Origin of the sequence: Oscillatoria sp. FACHB-1406 (assembly GCF_014698145.1) — a bacterium.
In the GTDB taxonomy this organism is placed as follows: domain Bacteria; phylum Cyanobacteriota; class Cyanobacteriia; order Cyanobacteriales; family Spirulinaceae; genus FACHB-1406.
Genome location: NZ_JACJSM010000009.1, coordinates 53,455 through 69,090, shown reverse-complemented (window position 1 = coordinate 69,090; position 15,636 = coordinate 53,455). Strand labels below are relative to the sequence as shown.

Sequence of the window (15,636 nt, the reverse complement as noted above, 5' to 3'; positions counted from 1 at the left end):
ATTCACTATTCATTATTCATTGCTTCCCGCAGTACCTTACGCGCAAATTCCGGATTCTCGCGCATCCGGCGGAACAGCACCGGCATATCCTTATAATGTTCCTTCAACAGTTCCTCTTCCTGCTTCGGAATTCGCCCTGCCAAAAAGATCAATTCCTCTTCATCCAAGCCGAGATGATGGGCGAGGGCGCGAATCGCTTCTTCCTTGGGGGCGTAGTCGGCGCGATCGTTTTCTAGTTTTGAGAGGTAGGTGAAGTCTAAACCCAGCAGTTTCGCTAAGTCTCGCTGGCTGTACCCTTTATCCTTGCGCGCTTGGCGGATTAGTTCTCCAAATTTTGCCATTTTTCAGTGTTTCCCATTAAAGTTTGCACCGTCCGGCAAAATGACTCTATAACCGCAAAGCTAATCTCTGTCTAGTTTTGAAAGCAATCTGCCGGACTGCGTAAATTTATTCTAACGCAAGCTTGACGAAAACTTCAACAGCAGTTATGATAAGAGCAGGGTTGAATAAAAAGTCAATACGCTAACAACTCTCCCAGACTGGTACTCAATAAAAGCAGTTTCTACATCGCTTTCTTCCAAATCTTAGATTTTGTGGAGAAACTAGATTTTTGGGTGTCCGCTTTATCTTGAAGTTTCTCGAATCGCATTGTTAGTTTTCAGCCTGAAATGGGTGCAATACACCTGTAGAGGTTTGTTTATTCAATTGTAATCTAAGGAGAAGTACCGTGAGCCAAGCGACTGTAAAAGATAGTAAAGCGCAAATTTTAGCTGCTTTTCGTCAACTCCTCACCGAACAGAAGCAAATCGAATCAAAGGTCGCCACAAAAGAGGAAGAAGTCGAAAAAGCGAAGAATAAGGAACTACTCGAAGTTGCCTCTGCTTATACTGTCGATCGCATCGTTAACAGTATGGCATCATTGCAACTCGACTTCGGTAGCGCGATTGTGGAATTATCGGAACGGCTGTCGGCAGAGTCCGATAAGCTGGAAGAATTAAAACGCGCGATCGCGGTTGAAAGCCAGAACCTCGAACAACTGCGGAAAGTTCGCCTCGTCGCCGACTCCCTTTATATTTTACGACAAGAACACCAAGAAAAAGTTGCGGCTTTAACGGAAGATTCCGCACGCCAACAAGAAGCCATTGAAAAAGAAAAAGCGCAACTGCAAAAAGCGTGGGAAAAAGAGGCAAGTGAATTTACCGCTAAAGTTGCAGAAGAGGCGGAATTGTTAGCCCAACAACGAGAACAAGAAGCCGCAGATTATCAATATGAAATCGAACGAGAGCGCAAAATTGAAATGGACGAGTATGAAGAAGAAAAGCGCGTCCAAGAGCGGAATTTGCAGGAAACGGATCGAGAAAAAGAGAAAGCCTGGGCAGAGCGTGAGAAATTTTTGGCGGACAATCGTACAGAATTTGAAGCCAATCAAAAGAAAGTGGAAGGTTTTGAAGAAGAATTGAAAAAGGCTTATATTAAAGCAAAGGAAGATGCGATTAAGGATGCCGATCGCGAAGCGAAAGTGAAGTCAGACTTATTTGAGAAAGAATGGGAAGCTGCCAAACAAGGCTATGAATTAAAGGTTGCTTCTTTAGAAAGCGCGATCGAACGTCAAGTTGCTCAAATTTCCGAACTCACCGAACGCTTACAAGCTGCAACCAACCAAGCCCAACAACTTGCAATGCGCGCCTTTCAAGCTTAAGTAAAACTGCATCCTAATTAGATGGTGTATCCGCATTGAGTAGGGTGCGTAACGCACCAGCCACGCTCTTAATTGTTGCAAGACATAAACATCCTACCGAATCGCTAATCTGGAGCAAAAAAAATGACCAAGAAAAAAGTAACCGATCGCAACACCAAAGCCGAAATTATCGAAGCTTACGAAGAATTGCGGAAAGAAGCCACAGCGCTCGAATCCGAAGTCAAAAAACTGAATGCTAATCCCCCTCAAAAAGCGCCTTCAGCCGCTCCCGTCCCTCCCGTTGAAGTTGTTAAAACGAAAGAAGTTAAGCCAATGACAAATCACGATCGCATCGCTCAAACCCTCGAAAGCCTAGAAAAAATTCAAATTGGATTTGGCGGTGCTGTCAGCAATCTTTCCGAACAGCTGATCGCAGAAGCGTCCCAATTTGAAAGCGTGCGCGAACGAGCGAATGAAGCCATTCAGAAGCTCGAAGAATTGCACGAACTGGAGGAAATTGACGAAACGACTTTAGAGACGTTGATTCAATCTTATAACGAAAGCTCTAAAACTTTTGAAGAAGAACTGGCAGAACGTCAAGAGACATTGGGACAACAACTTCAAGACTTAAAGAAAGCTTGGCGAAAAGAACAAGACATTTATCAGCGCCAGCTAAAAGAACGTAACGAAACCAACTTTAAGCAGCGCCAGCGCGAAGCAGAAGAATATCAATACAATCTCGAACTGAAGCGCGCGCTGGATGAAGAAAAACACGAGGAAGAGAAAAAGCAGCGCTATCAGCAATTAGAAGAAGCACGTCAGGTGTTAGAAAAGCAATGGACGGAGCGTGAAAACAGTATTTCCGAGCAGGAGAAGAAATATGCTGAAACCAAACAAAAAGTTGAAGCGTTTAAGGAAGAGTTAGAGAAAAATATCAAAAATGGTAAAGAAAATGGGCGCAATATCGGTTCTTATAACGCTAAAGTTAAATCCGAACTGCGCGCTAAGGAAGTTGAAGGTGAGAAGCGCAATTACGACCTCCGAATTGACTCATTAGAGCAAACAATTCAAAACCAAGAAGCGCGCCTGCAAAGCCTATCGAAACAACTCGATGCCGCGCTCAAACAAGTCCAAGATTTGGCAGTGAAAGCGATTGAAGGTAGCTCGAATCGTAACTCTTTTGAGGCAATGAAAGAAATTGCGATCGAACAAGCTAAAAATCAACCTAAAAATAAGTCTTAAAAGTTTCCTCGGTTAAAGTTTCCGGACAGGGGTTGCGTTAGCGGTAACGCACCCTTTTTTTGCGAATAGATCGGCATTTAAAGATTTAAGATTTGGGTACAAAATATGTATAGATGAATGGCCCTGAAATAAGAGTTGAGAAATCACCTGTAGAGACGTTGTATACAACGTCTCTACAGATAATTTCGTAGGGTGGGCAGCGCCCACCAGCCCTAAGTCAGCGCCATTAATGTATAGATGTTGTATCTAACGCCTTTAGTTTTGCGGGATATGCTTTCAAATTCGCCGATAGTCTTTGCCAGATGGGGCTTAATTGCGATGGGTTATACCAATTCCCAATCGCGATGCACTAAATTTTTTACTATCGGGGGCATAACATTGTTATACCCTCTTCGAGAATCGTGCAAAATCAATGAGAATTGGTATTAGCGCAGTAGGACGAGTTTATTGTAAAATTCCTCGCTAGGCATTATCGAATCGATAGGAAAACCCGCGCGCTCGATTCTCTTGTTACATAAAGTGTAACGAAGGAACAATGCGGCATCCTAGCAGACATACTAAGAGAACTAAAATTCTAGTATGGATCGCGCCATGAAAACGCTATTCAAAGATGCTCGCGATTATCAAATCCTCTTCCTGTCTACTTTCCTGATTCTAGGAATCAGTACCCGCGACTGGACGCTGCGCGCCGATTTAATGTTTGTCGTCATCGCCAGTTGTCTGGTGACTCAATGGCTATTTGTTTCCGGAGTTCCCTTCCTGAGTGCCAAAACTCGCCTCCTCCCCGATTTAACCGATTCGCCCCCAAAATCCCCTCCCCTCGTATCTTCACTGCGTAGCGCTTTAATCACGGGTTTGGGACTGTGCTTGCTGCTGCGCGCTAACGACTGGAAAACGATGGCGCTTGCAGGATTTCTTGCCATCGCTAGTAAGTTTATCTGTTCTTGGCGAGGCAAGCACTTTTTCAATCCGGCAAATTTTGGGATTATCGCCGCCCTCGTGTTAACGCCCGATGCGTGGGTATCGCCGGGACAGTGGGGAACGGATTGGTGGTATTTATTGCTATTTGCGGGTGCGGGGGGAATCGTTCTGCATCGCGTCGGACGCTGGGATACTTCTGCAACTTTCCTCGCCACCTACGCAGGATTGGAAACGGCGCGGACTTTTTGGCTGGGACAAGGCTGGGATGTCAGCATTCACCAACTATCGAGCGGGAGTTTGCTGCTTTTTGCACTGTTCATGTTAACAGATCCGCGATCGATTCCCGATGCGCGCGTCGGTCGTTTGGTATGGTCTGTTGCGATCGCGTCAGTCGCCTTCATCCTACAGTATCAATACTACCTTTCCACCGCCATCTTCTGGACGCTCTTTGCCTTCTCGCCCCTCACCCTCATTCTCGACGCAATTTGGAAGCAAGAACGTTTCAACTGGATTCCCAACTTACCGAACCCCATCCCTCGAGTTAACTAAACAGATAAACCCGTATTTCACACAAATTCGGTTCCCCCAATATTAGGAAAGACGCGAACCAGCCGCGTCTGTCCGGGTTATCGATGCAAAAGGAGTTGACGATGAAAATATTGCGAAGTTTCATAGTTGCGTTCGTTGCAGTTATTGCACTGATGTGCTTTGTCCCGCCCGCCTTAGCTTTCTGCGGCTTTTATGTTGCTAAAGCGGATAGCAGTTTGTACAATCAAGCCTCCCAAGTGATTATCGCGCGGGATGGCGAACGAACCATCCTGACAATGGCGAACGACTACAAAGGCGAAGCCAAAGACTTTGCCCTCGTCGTCCCCGTCCCCGTGCCGATAACAAAAGACCAAGTTCATGTCAGCGACCCTAAAGTTATTCAGCGTCTCGATAATTTTAGCGCGCCGCGCTTGGTGGAATATTTTGATTCCAACCCTTGCATTATGTTGGACGAGGACGCTTTTTCAACCACGACAAAATTAAACGGAGAAATGCTATTTAGCGGTGGGGATAGACGAAACGCTAACCTCGGCGTAACCGTAGAAGCACGCTTCACCGTCGGCGAGTACGACATCCTCATCCTTTCAGCTAAAGAATCCGACGGACTCGAAACTTGGCTGGTGCAAAACGGCTACAAAATTCCCCCCGGTGCGAGTCAACTCCTTCAACCCTACATCCGCGACAACATGAAATTCTTCGTCGCTAAAGTCAACCTCGAAGAATTCCAAAAAAGCGACTTTCAATCCCTGCGTCCTCTGGCTATCGCCTACGAATCGCCCCGATTTATGCTTCCAATTCGCTTAGGAACTGTCAACGGACAAGGCGAACAAGACTTAATCGTTTACGTTCTTTCCCCCCAAGGACAAGTCGAACTGACCAATTATCGCAGTGCTAAAATCCCGTCCGATGCCGAAATTCCCGAATTCGTTAAAGAAGAGTTCGCCGAATTTTACAAGGCAATGTATCAAACCGCCCACGAACGAGAAAACAAGAAAGTCGCCTTTCTCGAATACGCTTGGGATATGGCTTGGTGCGACCCTTGTGCTGCCGAACCCTTAACCCCAGAAGAGTTGAAAGAAGCGGGCGTATTTTGGCTTAATTCCTCACAGCCCAATTCTGGAGGCGGACAAAACGTTTTTATGACCCGCTTGCACGTTCGTTACAACCGCAATACCTTCCCGGAAGACTTGCGTTTCCAACAAACGGGAAATCGCGAAAACTTCCAAGGGCGTTATATTATCCGCCATCCTTACAAAGGAGAGATGGATTGTCCGGCCGCAGAAAATTATCAACAGGGATTGCAGGAACGTCTGGAGAAGGAAGCGACGACTTTAGCAAGCTTGACTCGCTGGAATGTCAATGAGATTCGCCGCAAGATTGAGTTCCCCAAGGTCGATTCTCGTCCCTGGTGGCGCAGGATTTGGAATTGAGGGACGCATCAATGAATGGTACTGAAATAAGAGTTGAAAAATCGCCGTAGAGACGTTGTATACAACGTCGTTATTGATATTTCGTAGGGTGGGCAGCGCCCACCAGCCTTAAGTTAGTGCCATTCACGTATCAATGGGTTGCTACCTACAGAAGGTTAATAAGAAGGACGAATACCATTCGCCCCTACGTGCAAATGTTTGAATAGCGTTAAGGCACTCCCGCAATAAAAATGATGAAACTTATCCGAATTTTACTCTCAACTGTTGTCGTTGCGATCGCGTTAATCGGCTTAGCACGACCCGCTTGGGCTTTCTGTGGCTTTTATGTCGCTAAAGCTGACTCCAGTTTGTACAATCAAGCCTCGCAGGTGATTATCGCGCGGGACGGAGAACGAACTATCCTAACAATGGCGAACGACTACAAAGGCGAAGCCAAAGACTTTGCCCTCGTCGTTCCCGTTCCCGTGCCGATAACAAAAGACCAAGTTCATGTCAGCAATCCAAAAGTTATCGAACGACTCGATAACTTCAGCGCGCCGCGTTTAGTAGAATATTTTGACGAAGATCCCTGTTATACTCCACCTCCATCAAGGAGTTTACCAGCCGCACCCGCTCCGATGGTAAGTGGTAGAGCGCGCGAACAAGCAGCAGATGGTTTAGGCGTAACCGTAGAAGCACGCTTCACCGTCGGCGAGTACGACATCCTCATCCTTTCAGCTAAAGAATCCGACGGACTCGAAACTTGGCTGGTGCAAAACGGCTACAAAATTCCCCCCGGTGCGAGTCAACTCCTTCAACCCTACATCCGCGACAACATGAAATTCTTCGTCGCTAAAGTCAACCTCGAAGAATTCCAAAAAAGCGACTTTCAATCCCTGCGTCCTCTGGCTATTGCCTACGAATCGCCCCGATTTATGCTTCCAATTCGCTTGGGAACTGTCAACGGACAAGGCGAACAAGACTTAATCGTTTACGTTCTTTCCCCCCAAGGACAAGTCGAACTGACCAATTATCGCAGCGCTAAAATCCCGTCCGATGCCGAAATTCCCGAATTCGTTAAAGAAGAGTTCGCCGAATTTTACAAGGCAATGTATCAAACCGCCCACGAACGAGAAAACAAGAAAGTCGCCTTTCTCGAATACGCTTGGGATATGGCTTGGTGCGACCCTTGTGCTGCCGAACCCTTAACCCCAGAAGAGTTGAAAGAAGCGGGCGTATTTTGGCTTAATTCCGCACAGCCCCAACGCAATTTCGGCGGGGGTAGCAACGTTTTTATGACCCGCTTGCACGTCCGCTACAACCGCAATACCTTCCCGGAAGACTTGCGTTTCCAACAAACGGGAAATCGCGAAAACTTCCAAGGGCGCTATATTATCCGCCATCCTTACAAAGGAGAGATGGATTGTCCGGCAGCAGAAAATTATCAACAGGGATTACAGGAACGATTGGAGAAGGAAGCGACGACTTTAGCAAGTTTGACTCGCTGGAATGTTAATGAGATTCGCCGCAAGATTGAGTTCCCCAAGGTCGATTCTCGTCCCTGGTGGCGCAGGATTTGGAATTGAGGGACGCATCAATAGAATGGCACTGAAATAAGAGTTGAAAAATCGCCTGTAGAGACGTTGTATACAACGTCTCTACAGGCGATTTCGTAGGGTGGGCAGCGCCCACCAGCCTTAAGTTAGTGCCATTCACGTATCAATGGGTTGCTAGAAGGACGAATGACCATTCGCCCCTACGTGCAAATTATCTGAAGAGCGTTAAGGCACTTCCGCAATAAAAATTTCGCTGCTAAATTGTTTGATGAGCGCGATCGATATTAAGTTGCTTATTTGCACAATTGTAAGAGGATTTTGTACGGGTTAGATTTTTCTGAAGGTAAAGGAATGGTGCGTTACGCTTCGCTAACGCACCCTACTGCTAGAGCTTCTTTATCATGGGTGTCGGATATTGTCAAGATCGAGGCAGTCGGCAATGCTACACTTTTAAGAAATCCCCCAAAAGCTTTAAACTTAAATTTGCGAAGTGTTGAAATTAACGCAATTCATACAGAACCGTGCGGAAAATTCTTATAGCTGGTAATTGGAAAATGTATAAGACTCAGGCGGAGTGCAAGCAGTTTCTGCAAGCATTTCTACCCGAGTTAGAAGAGGTTGATGAAAAGCGGGGTGTAATTCTTTGTCCGACTTTTACATCGCTGGGTGCGATGTCCGCGAGTCTCCACGGGGGGCGGGTGCGTCTGGGGGCGCAAAACATTCACTGGGAGGACACGGGAGCTTATACGGGGGAAGTTTCGGGCCCGATGCTGACAGAAGCGAACGTCAGTTACGCGATTGTCGGACATAGCGAACGCCGCCAATATTTTGGGGAAACCGATAAAACGGTAAATTGGCGTTTGAGAGCCGCCCAGAAGCACGATATTACCCCGATTCTGTGCGTGGGAGAAAGCAAGGAACAACGGGATGCAGGAGACACGGAGAAGGTCATTACCCAGCAAATCGAGCAGGATTTGATCGGGATCGACCAAAAGAATTTAGTCATTGCCTACGAACCGATTTGGGCGATTGGAACGGGGGATACCTGCGAGGCAGTGGAAGCGAATCGCACGATTGGTTTGATCCGATCGCTGTTGGATAATTCTAATGTGTCGATCCAATACGGTGGCTCGGTGCGCCCCAATAATATCGATGAGATTATGGCGCAGCCGGAGATTGACGGCGCGCTGGTGGGTGGTGCGAGTTTGGATCCGGCGGGGTTTGCCCGAATTGTCAATTTCAAAACCCCAGCTAATCTCAGCCAATGACGGGGGAGAGGTTGAGCTTAACGGTGCGGGGGCGTTCTTTCATTTGGGGAGAACGCACCTATTTGATGGGGATTCTCAATGTTACCCCAGATAGTTTCAGCGATGGGGGCGAGTTCGATCGCGTCGATTCTGCCCTCGAACGCGCCCGGACAATGGTCGCCTCGGGCGCGGACACAATCGATATCGGCGGTCAATCGACGCGCCCCGGAGCGGAACAAATTAACGAAACGGAAGAGTTGCGGCGCGTTATCCCCGTTATTGAGGCGCTGCGAGGGGTATCGGAAATTCCGATTTCAGTGGATACGACGCGGGCGACGGTGGCAAAAGCCGCGATCGCAGCCGGAGCCGATATCATTAACGATATATCGGGCGGCACGTTCGATGCGGCGATGTTCTCGACGGCGGCAGAACTGAACGTCCCCATCATCCTAATGCACATTCGGGGAACGCCCCAAACGATGCAAACCCTGACGGATTACGAGGATTTAGTTGGGGAAATTTGCCAATTTCTGGGGGCGCAAAGGGAAAAAGCGATCGCGGCGGGAATTGCGCGATCGCAGATTATCCTCGATCCCGGTATCGGTTTTGCCAAAACCTACCCCCAAAACCTCGAACTGCTGCGCCATCTCGATCGCTTTCAATCGCTGCAAGCTCCGATTTTAGTCGGCCCTTCGCGCAAAAGCTTTATCGGGCATTTATTAGATAAGCCGCAGCCCAAAGAGCGCGTTTGGGGAACTGCTGCGGTTTGTTGCCGCGCGATCGCGAGCGGTGCAGATATTCTGCGTATCCATGATGTTGCCGAAATGTACGACGTTTGCCGCGTCGCCGATGCCCTCTTCCGCACGCCATCACCTAAAATCCGGTTGAATGACCTCAGTTAAAGCTGACGGGGGGACGGCACTTCGACTTCGCTCAGTGTACCGGGGACTGGGGGACGGGGGGGTGAATAATGAATAATGAATGATGAATAATGAAGAGGGGGAGACGGGGGGATGAATGATGAATGATGAATAATGAATAATGAAGAGGGGGAGACGAGGAGACGGGGTGAGAGAGAAATTCTAACAGTAGTTTAAGTGTTTATTATTCACCATTCCCCATTCATTATTCACTATTCATTATTCACTATTCATTGCTCTGACCCTCAACTGAGGGTCAGAGTGAGTTAGAAAAAGCCCATTCAGCGCTTCTTCGCTATTGCGATTTAGGCAATATGCGTTGCGGTAGCGACGCTTTCAGGGAGTTTATGGGCGTTTCCGTGCCAATCTTCGACGGCTAAAGTATTGTCTCCGAGTAGCGGATGGCGTTCTGAGTTGCCGGTCGGGGTACTGGTACTTCCCAGAGAGATCGAACCGTCTCCTTCGCCCGGAACGTTGACGTTACCGAGGAATTGCTTAGCCAGGGCTGCCGGATTGAATTGTTCCTCGCTTTCAGCAACAGCATTGAGGTTGAGTTGCTGTCCGAAGGAAGCTTGTAAGGAATCCACTGCACCCCGCAAGCTGCCGAAAGTACCGCTGAAGTTGTCACTTGCGTGCAGTCCGAAGGGATCGCGCCCGCCAGCGTTGTCGCTGCCGGTAGCACCATGCTGGAGGTTATTCGCGATCGCGGCAAATACGCTTTGCAGTTTGCTCGCAGCGACGAAAGCGTTATCGATGCAACTGGCATCGTGGGTGTTATTTGTTCCTAATACTGGCGCTGGGGTAACTTCGGTTCCCACGTTTCCGGGCGCAGTAGCAGGCGGCGTTCCTAATACTGGCGCTGGGGTAACTTCGGTTCCCACGTTTCCGGGCGTAGCAGCAGGCGGCGTTCCTAATACCGGCGCAGGGGTTTCTACTCCCGTTACCGGATCGAGTTTGGTCGTGGTGTTATCGGCGACTAAGCTGCTATCGTTAGTTCCTCCTACTGCGATCGCATCGACTTGAGTTGCTGAAGCCAACAGGATATCAGGGCTAGCTGCTGCTATTCCACTTACCGGATCTGCCCCTGCCGTCACCAGAGTATTGCCCGGTTGCGGCGGCGTTTGCAAAGCCGTCCCATTATCGACGAAAGCACCCAAGAGTGGATTGGTAATGGTTACGTTAGGAGCTACTTTGGTATCGTTGGAATTGTAGGGATTGTACTCGACGTTGCCGCCGCCGTTAGTGAAAGTCGTTCCCGTGTCGTGATAAATATTCCAGTTGTTGCCGCCGTTGTAAGCTTTGTTGCTGGTCACGAGAGTATCTTTGAGCGTAGTTTTCGAGCCGCCCCCCCAAAAACCGCCGCCTTGGAATGCGGCATAGTTGTTGGCAATCGTGCTATTAACGATCGAAGTTGTGGGGTTATTCGATAGAAGCATTGCACCCCCCAGACCCGATTTACCGTCAAAAGACTTGGCAGCGTTCCCATAGAAAGTGCTGTTGTTAATTGAAATTGGCGAGCCTTCTCCCGTCCAGAGTCCGCCCCCTTGGTCGAGAGAACGGTTCTTAGCGACGGTGGTATTGGTCATGGTGAAACTCCCGCCGCCGCCTACGCGCAGTCCGCCGCCTAGGGAGAGGTTTTGCGCATCTTTAGCAACGTAATTACCGGTAACGGTGCTGTTTTTGAGGGTAATGCTATCGCCTCCGGAGTAGGTATACAGGAATAGCGCGCCACCTTGTCCCGCGCCTTTATTACTGTCGAAGCGACTGCTCGTAATGGAGATGGTATCAACGATAGCGCTTTTGCCGCCATCTGCATAAATAGCGCCGCCGTAGCCTCGCGTATCCGGGCCGAATGCAGCGCCTTTGGTAGTGTCGTTGCTTTTAAAAGTAGAGGTGCTGACGGTGAGGGTGCTGAGGACGGTATTAATCGCGCCGCCGTTAATTCCGGTGTTGCCGGTAAAGCTGCTGCCGCTGACGTTGAGGCTGCTGTTACTTCCGATCGCGATCGCGCCGCCGCCCCGTTCGCCGACGCTGCCCTGGGCTTGATAGCCGTTGGTGTTGTTATAGTCGAAGCGGCTATTCGTAACGGTGACATTGCTGCCGCTACTAGCCCAGAGTCCGCCGCCGCCGTCGCCATTAGCGAAGTTGTTGCGGACGACGCTATTTTGAAGGTTTAGGGTCGTGTTGATGCCGGTGCGAATGCCCCCGCCCGCGCCATCTAAGGCCACTCCGGTTGTTTTTCCATTGGCAATGGTAAGACCGCGCAGGGTAACGTTGAGGTTGGCGGCAATGTCGATGACGCGGGAGGCGTTGTTACCGCTGATGGTTAAACCCGAAGCTGCCGTTGCATCAATGGTTAAGTTTTTGTTGACCGCGAGTTGACCGCTGGTGAGGGTAATCGTTTTTCCGGCTAGGGTAGAGGAAAATTGCAGCGTATCTCCGGCTTTGGCTGCCGCGATCGCAGCCCGCAAAGACCCCGTACCGCTATCGTTGCTATTCGTAACCGTGATAATAGCCATGACTTAATGGGTTAGTAATGGTGTAAACGTTTGGGCTGAGATAGACGCAAAATTTCCCGGCATAAATTGGCTCGCTCAAAACTGAAAAAGCAACTTTATAGCGCTTTTTGAATCGCGATCGAAGCTCAATTTCTACAAAATTCTGCTGACAATCATAAGGGTTATCCGAATTTTGTTGCACAACGCTTGTAATTCGAGCGAATTGCAAGCGTCCCCTCTAGATTTGCTTTAATTATTGTGCTTAGACGTTTGGCAACCTTGCAATGGGTAGAGGCAAAGTCCATTGACTCATGGAACTTTCGATAATCCTGGAGGCTAGATTGTAAGAAAACTAGGTTGCCAGTCAAATCTTAACACTAAATTTTCTATTTTTAAAGAATTTGTAAATTAATAAAATTAATCGGTACTTTTAAGGATGAAGATAAGCGGTAGAACTACGCTCTCTAAGCCGATCGACTCCCCTAGATTTCCAGCTAGAGGACAATCGGGAATGCAAATGCCGCGATCGCCCCTTCAAAATCTCATCCTAAAATCCGATCGCCAATGGATTAAAAATCAAAATCAATATAGGCAAAACAGGAGTTTTTGTGCTAAGGCAAAATACTCCTGTTATTTAGCTAATTTTTAGGGGAGAGCAGAACGACTGCTGATATCAAAGTTATCAAGCAAAATTGACCTGAACGACATAATCGTTATAGTCCTTATCGCCGCCTCCGTATAAATCTTCAAAGGCAAAAGTATTATCCCCAATTAAGCGAATATGATCGACACCATCGGGGTTTGCACTGGTACTGCCAAAGTAGGCATTCGGCCCGTTATTCGCTTGATTTCCGGGGTTTTTACTTAAAAAGTCATCCGCCGTACCGTTGGCAATTAAGAAAGGACTTAAAAGTTGACCGCCCGATAGAGGCGAATTAAGATCGATGCGCTGGCTGACAGCCGCTTGCGCGTAACCCGCATCTCCCGGTTTTAGGTCGCCGATGCGTCCGGTGGCATCGTCGATCGCGTAAAATCCGAAGGAGTTGCTATACCCAGCATCACTATGAACCGAAAATTGAGCGCGCACCGAACTCGTCAGGTTCGTCAAGTCGAGGACTTCTAGAGAATTCGTGCCTTGAAGCTGGGTTGCGATCGGCGGCGGCGCTTGAGACAGTTCGACTGTCATATCTAAGTCGCCGAAGTCAACGCTACCCCCAAACCGATCTTCCCACGCAAGACGATAGCGATTATTCCCCAAATCGGACGTTTGCAGGGCGCTAGCACCGCCTGCATTGGCGCTAGCATTCGCAAAGAAGACGTTATCGGGTGCGCCTCCACTGGCAAGTTCGCTTAATGCTTTTTCCGTGGTTCCGTTTTGAACCAAGTAGAAACCGAGTTTATCGCCGGAATCGAAGCTAATATTGCGATTGGTGCTGAGGTTGGGGAAAATTTTGGGTAAGGCAGAAAAGATAACTTTGCTATTACTGAGGGCGGCTTGTAAGTAACCGGCTTCTCCCGGCGCAATGCCGTTAATCGTACCGCGATCGTCGTCTACTTTGAAAGCGGCAATTTCGTTGACAGCCTGAGTATTAGTACCATTGAGCGCGAACAGCAGATTTTCGCCGCCGACGAGGGTAAAGATATTACTGGCATTTTGCGTCAAGCTGGGTGTAACGGGATTGCTTCCAGGAGTGCCACTGACAGGAGTGCCGCCGATGGGAGTTCCGCCGATGGGAGTGCCACCGACAGGAGTTCCGCCGATGGGAGTTCCGCCGATGGGAGTGCCACCGATGGGAGTGCCGCCGACAGGAGTGCCGCCGATTCCGGTATTTGTTGTGGTAGTGTCTGCCGCGATCGCGCCCGAAGCCCCGGCCCCATTAATCGCACTGAGGCGATAATAGTATTGGGTATTCGCGCTCAATCCCGTATCGGTGTAGGAGGTGCTGTTGCTCGCTGCCGTACCGACGGTTGACCAATTGGTATTATCAAGCGATCGCTCGATCTTAAATCCCGATTCATTATTGCTACTATCCCCCCAAGAAAGTGCAATTTCCGTATCGTTCGCCGCCGTTGCCACGAGATTCGTCGGCGCAAGGGGAATCGTCGGTAAGGGCGCGCCGTTCGGATCCGCCCCCGCCGTCACTGTCGCATTACCCGGTTGTGGGGGACTTTGCAAAGCTGTGCCATTATCGAGGAAGGTAGCCAACTGCGGATCCACAACCTGCGAACTGCCAACGACTTTAGTATCGTTGCCATTGTAAGGATTGTACTCAACGTTGCCGCTGCCGTTATAAGTTACGCCAGTTTGGTGGTTGATATTCCACCCCTGATTGTTGTTGTTAGCTTGGTTGCTGGTAATTAAGCTATCGTTAATCGTTGTATTGCTGCCGCCGCCCCAGAATCCCCCGCCTTGAAACGCTGCGTAGTTATTGGCAATGGTACTGCTGGTAATCGTTGTCGGAGGATTATTCGCCAGCAACATCGCACCGCCTAAGCCCTCTCCATTAATTCCATTTGTAGAAAGGGCGCGGTTGCCGTAGAAGGTACTATTAGTTATCTCAATCGGCGAGCCTTCTCCTGCCCACAGTCCGCCGCCTTGATTGTTGGAAGTATTGTTCGCAACGGTGGTATTTGTCATCGTAAAACCGCCGCCGCCGCCAATGCGAATTCCGCCGCCGAGGGAGTCGCCCTTGGCATCTTTAATGACGGAATTATTGACGATGGTGCTATCGCTGATGGAAGCCGTATCGTGACCGGAATAAGGATACAGGAAGATTGCGCCGCCTTGTCCCGCTGCCTTGTTACCGTCGAAGCGACTGGTTGTAATCGCAATCGAATCGCTGACTCCGGTTTTACCGCCGTCGGAGTAAATCGCACCGCCGTAACCGCGCGTATCGGGGCCAAATGCGCCACCGGGAGTCGTATCGTTGTTGGTAAAGGTGCTACCGCTGACGGTGAGGGTACTAAGGACGGTATTAATCGCACCGCCGTTAATGCCGGTGTTGTTATTGAAGGTGCTGCCGCTAACGGTAATGACGCTTTCGCTGGCAACGGCAATCGCACCGCCGCCGCGTTCGCCAACGCTTCCGGGTGCTTGCAATCCGGCGGTACTGTTTCCTTCAAAGGTGCTATTGGTAATGGTTGTGGTGCTGTTGTTGCCTGCCCAGAGTCCGCCGCCGCCGTCGCCGCTGGCGTAGTTATTTTTTAGGGTGCTGTTTTCGAGAACGAGGGTGGTGTTCAGTCCGGTGCGAATACCACCTCCAGCACCATCCATCGCGGTTCCGGTGGTGTGTCCGTCGGCGATGGTTAAGTTTTTGAGGGTGACGTTGAGGTTGGCGGCGACATCGATGACGCGGGAGGCGTTGTTACCGCTAATCGTTACACCGGAGGCTGCGGAACCGTCAAGGGTGACATTGCTTGCGATCGTGAGTTGACCGCTGGTGAGAGTGATTTGTTGTCCGGTGAGGGCGGAATCGAAGACGATGATATCGCCGGATTGTGCGGAGGATAGAGCAGCGCGCAAAGAACCCGCACCGCTATCATTGATGTTTGTTACTGCGATCGTTGCCATAATATTTAGCGAACAGTGAAAGGTGAACAAAGGCAAATAGCGAAC

The 15,636-nt window shown here is 49.4% G+C and carries 10 protein-coding genes; 7 read left to right on the top strand and 3 right to left on the bottom strand.

All coding sequences use genetic code 11. The annotated features are described in order from the left end of the window. Window positions 1-5 precede the first annotated feature (5 nt). Window positions 6-341, bottom strand: a complete 336-nt coding sequence (locus tag H6G50_RS11405; protein ID WP_190716266.1) for a helix-turn-helix transcriptional regulator — start codon at window positions 339-341, stop codon at window positions 6-8. A gap of 386 nt (window positions 342-727) precedes the next feature. Here H6G50_RS11405 and H6G50_RS11400 point away from each other — a divergent pair, with 386 nt between their 5' ends. The 7 genes from H6G50_RS11400 (at window position 728) to folP (ending at window position 9,504) form a co-directional block, all read left to right on the top strand. Then, window positions 728-1,699 (top strand): hypothetical protein, encoded by a 972-nt coding sequence (locus H6G50_RS11400; RefSeq protein WP_190716264.1) that lies wholly within the window; start codon window positions 728-730, stop codon window positions 1,697-1,699. Between the two features lie 123 nt (window positions 1,700-1,822). After that, complete coding sequence (locus tag H6G50_RS11395) at window positions 1,823-2,920, top strand: hypothetical protein (protein WP_190716262.1); 1,098 nt, start codon at window positions 1,823-1,825, stop codon at window positions 2,918-2,920. Window positions 2,921-3,511: 591 nt separating this feature from the next. Beyond that, window positions 3,512-4,390 carry an RnfABCDGE type electron transport complex subunit D gene (locus tag H6G50_RS11390; RefSeq protein WP_199302821.1) on the top strand — a complete coding sequence of 293 codons (879 nt, stop codon included), beginning with the start codon at window positions 3,512-3,514 and terminating at the stop codon, window positions 4,388-4,390. 101 nt (window positions 4,391-4,491) lie between these two features. Then, complete coding sequence (locus H6G50_RS11385) at window positions 4,492-5,820, top strand: DUF2330 domain-containing protein (RefSeq protein WP_190716258.1); 1,329 nt, start codon at window positions 4,492-4,494, stop codon at window positions 5,818-5,820. Window positions 5,821-6,050: 230 nt separating this feature from the next. Further along, window positions 6,051-7,385 carry a DUF2330 domain-containing protein gene (locus tag H6G50_RS11380; RefSeq protein ID WP_347239921.1) on the top strand — a complete coding sequence of 445 codons (1,335 nt, stop codon included), beginning with the start codon at window positions 6,051-6,053 and terminating at the stop codon, window positions 7,383-7,385. A 491-nt stretch (window positions 7,386-7,876) separates the two neighbouring features. Continuing rightward, window positions 7,877-8,623 carry a triose-phosphate isomerase gene (gene tpiA / locus H6G50_RS11375; protein WP_190716256.1) on the top strand — a complete coding sequence of 249 codons (747 nt, stop codon included), beginning with the start codon at window positions 7,877-7,879 and terminating at the stop codon, window positions 8,621-8,623. Further along, window positions 8,620-9,504, top strand: coding sequence for a dihydropteroate synthase (folP, locus tag H6G50_RS11370; protein ID WP_190716253.1), 885 nt, complete (start codon window positions 8,620-8,622; stop codon window positions 9,502-9,504). The genes tpiA and folP overlap by 4 nt, the downstream gene beginning before the upstream one ends. A 323-nt stretch (window positions 9,505-9,827) precedes the next feature. Here the strand turns inward: folP and H6G50_RS11365 are convergent, their stop codons facing one another. Next, on the bottom strand, window positions 9,828-12,041 hold the full coding sequence (locus H6G50_RS11365) for a hypothetical protein (RefSeq protein WP_190716251.1): 2,214 nt from the start codon (window positions 12,039-12,041) through the stop codon (window positions 9,828-9,830). Between the two features lie 661 nt (window positions 12,042-12,702). Further along, window positions 12,703-15,591: a DUF4114 domain-containing protein gene (locus H6G50_RS11360; protein ID WP_190716249.1), complete on the bottom strand. Its 2,889-nt coding sequence runs from the start codon at window positions 15,589-15,591 to the stop codon at window positions 12,703-12,705. Between the last annotated feature and the right edge of the window lie 45 nt (window positions 15,592-15,636).

What these genes read in the sequence shown, in the direction of transcription:
- H6G50_RS11395 (WP_190716262.1), top strand. Translation starts at nt 1,823, where the DNA reads ATGACCAAGAAAAAAGTAACCGATCGCAACACCAAAGCCGAAATTATC.
- H6G50_RS11385 (WP_190716258.1), top strand. Translation starts at nt 4,492, where the DNA reads ATGAAAATATTGCGAAGTTTCATAGTTGCGTTCGTTGCAGTTATTGCA.
- folP (WP_190716253.1), top strand. Translation starts at nt 8,620, where the DNA reads ATGACGGGGGAGAGGTTGAGCTTAACGGTGCGGGGGCGTTCTTTCATT.
- H6G50_RS11360 (WP_190716249.1), bottom strand. Translation starts at nt 15,591, where the DNA reads ATGGCAACGATCGCAGTAACAAACATCAATGATAGCGGTGCGGGTTCT.
- H6G50_RS11390 (WP_199302821.1), top strand. Translation starts at nt 3,512, where the DNA reads ATGAAAACGCTATTCAAAGATGCTCGCGATTATCAAATCCTCTTCCTG.
- H6G50_RS11365 (WP_190716251.1), bottom strand. Translation starts at nt 12,041, where the DNA reads ATGGCTATTATCACGGTTACGAATAGCAACGATAGCGGTACGGGGTCT.
- H6G50_RS11380 (WP_347239921.1), top strand. Translation starts at nt 6,051, where the DNA reads ATGATGAAACTTATCCGAATTTTACTCTCAACTGTTGTCGTTGCGATC.
- H6G50_RS11405 (WP_190716266.1), bottom strand. Translation starts at nt 341, where the DNA reads ATGGCAAAATTTGGAGAACTAATCCGCCAAGCGCGCAAGGATAAAGGG.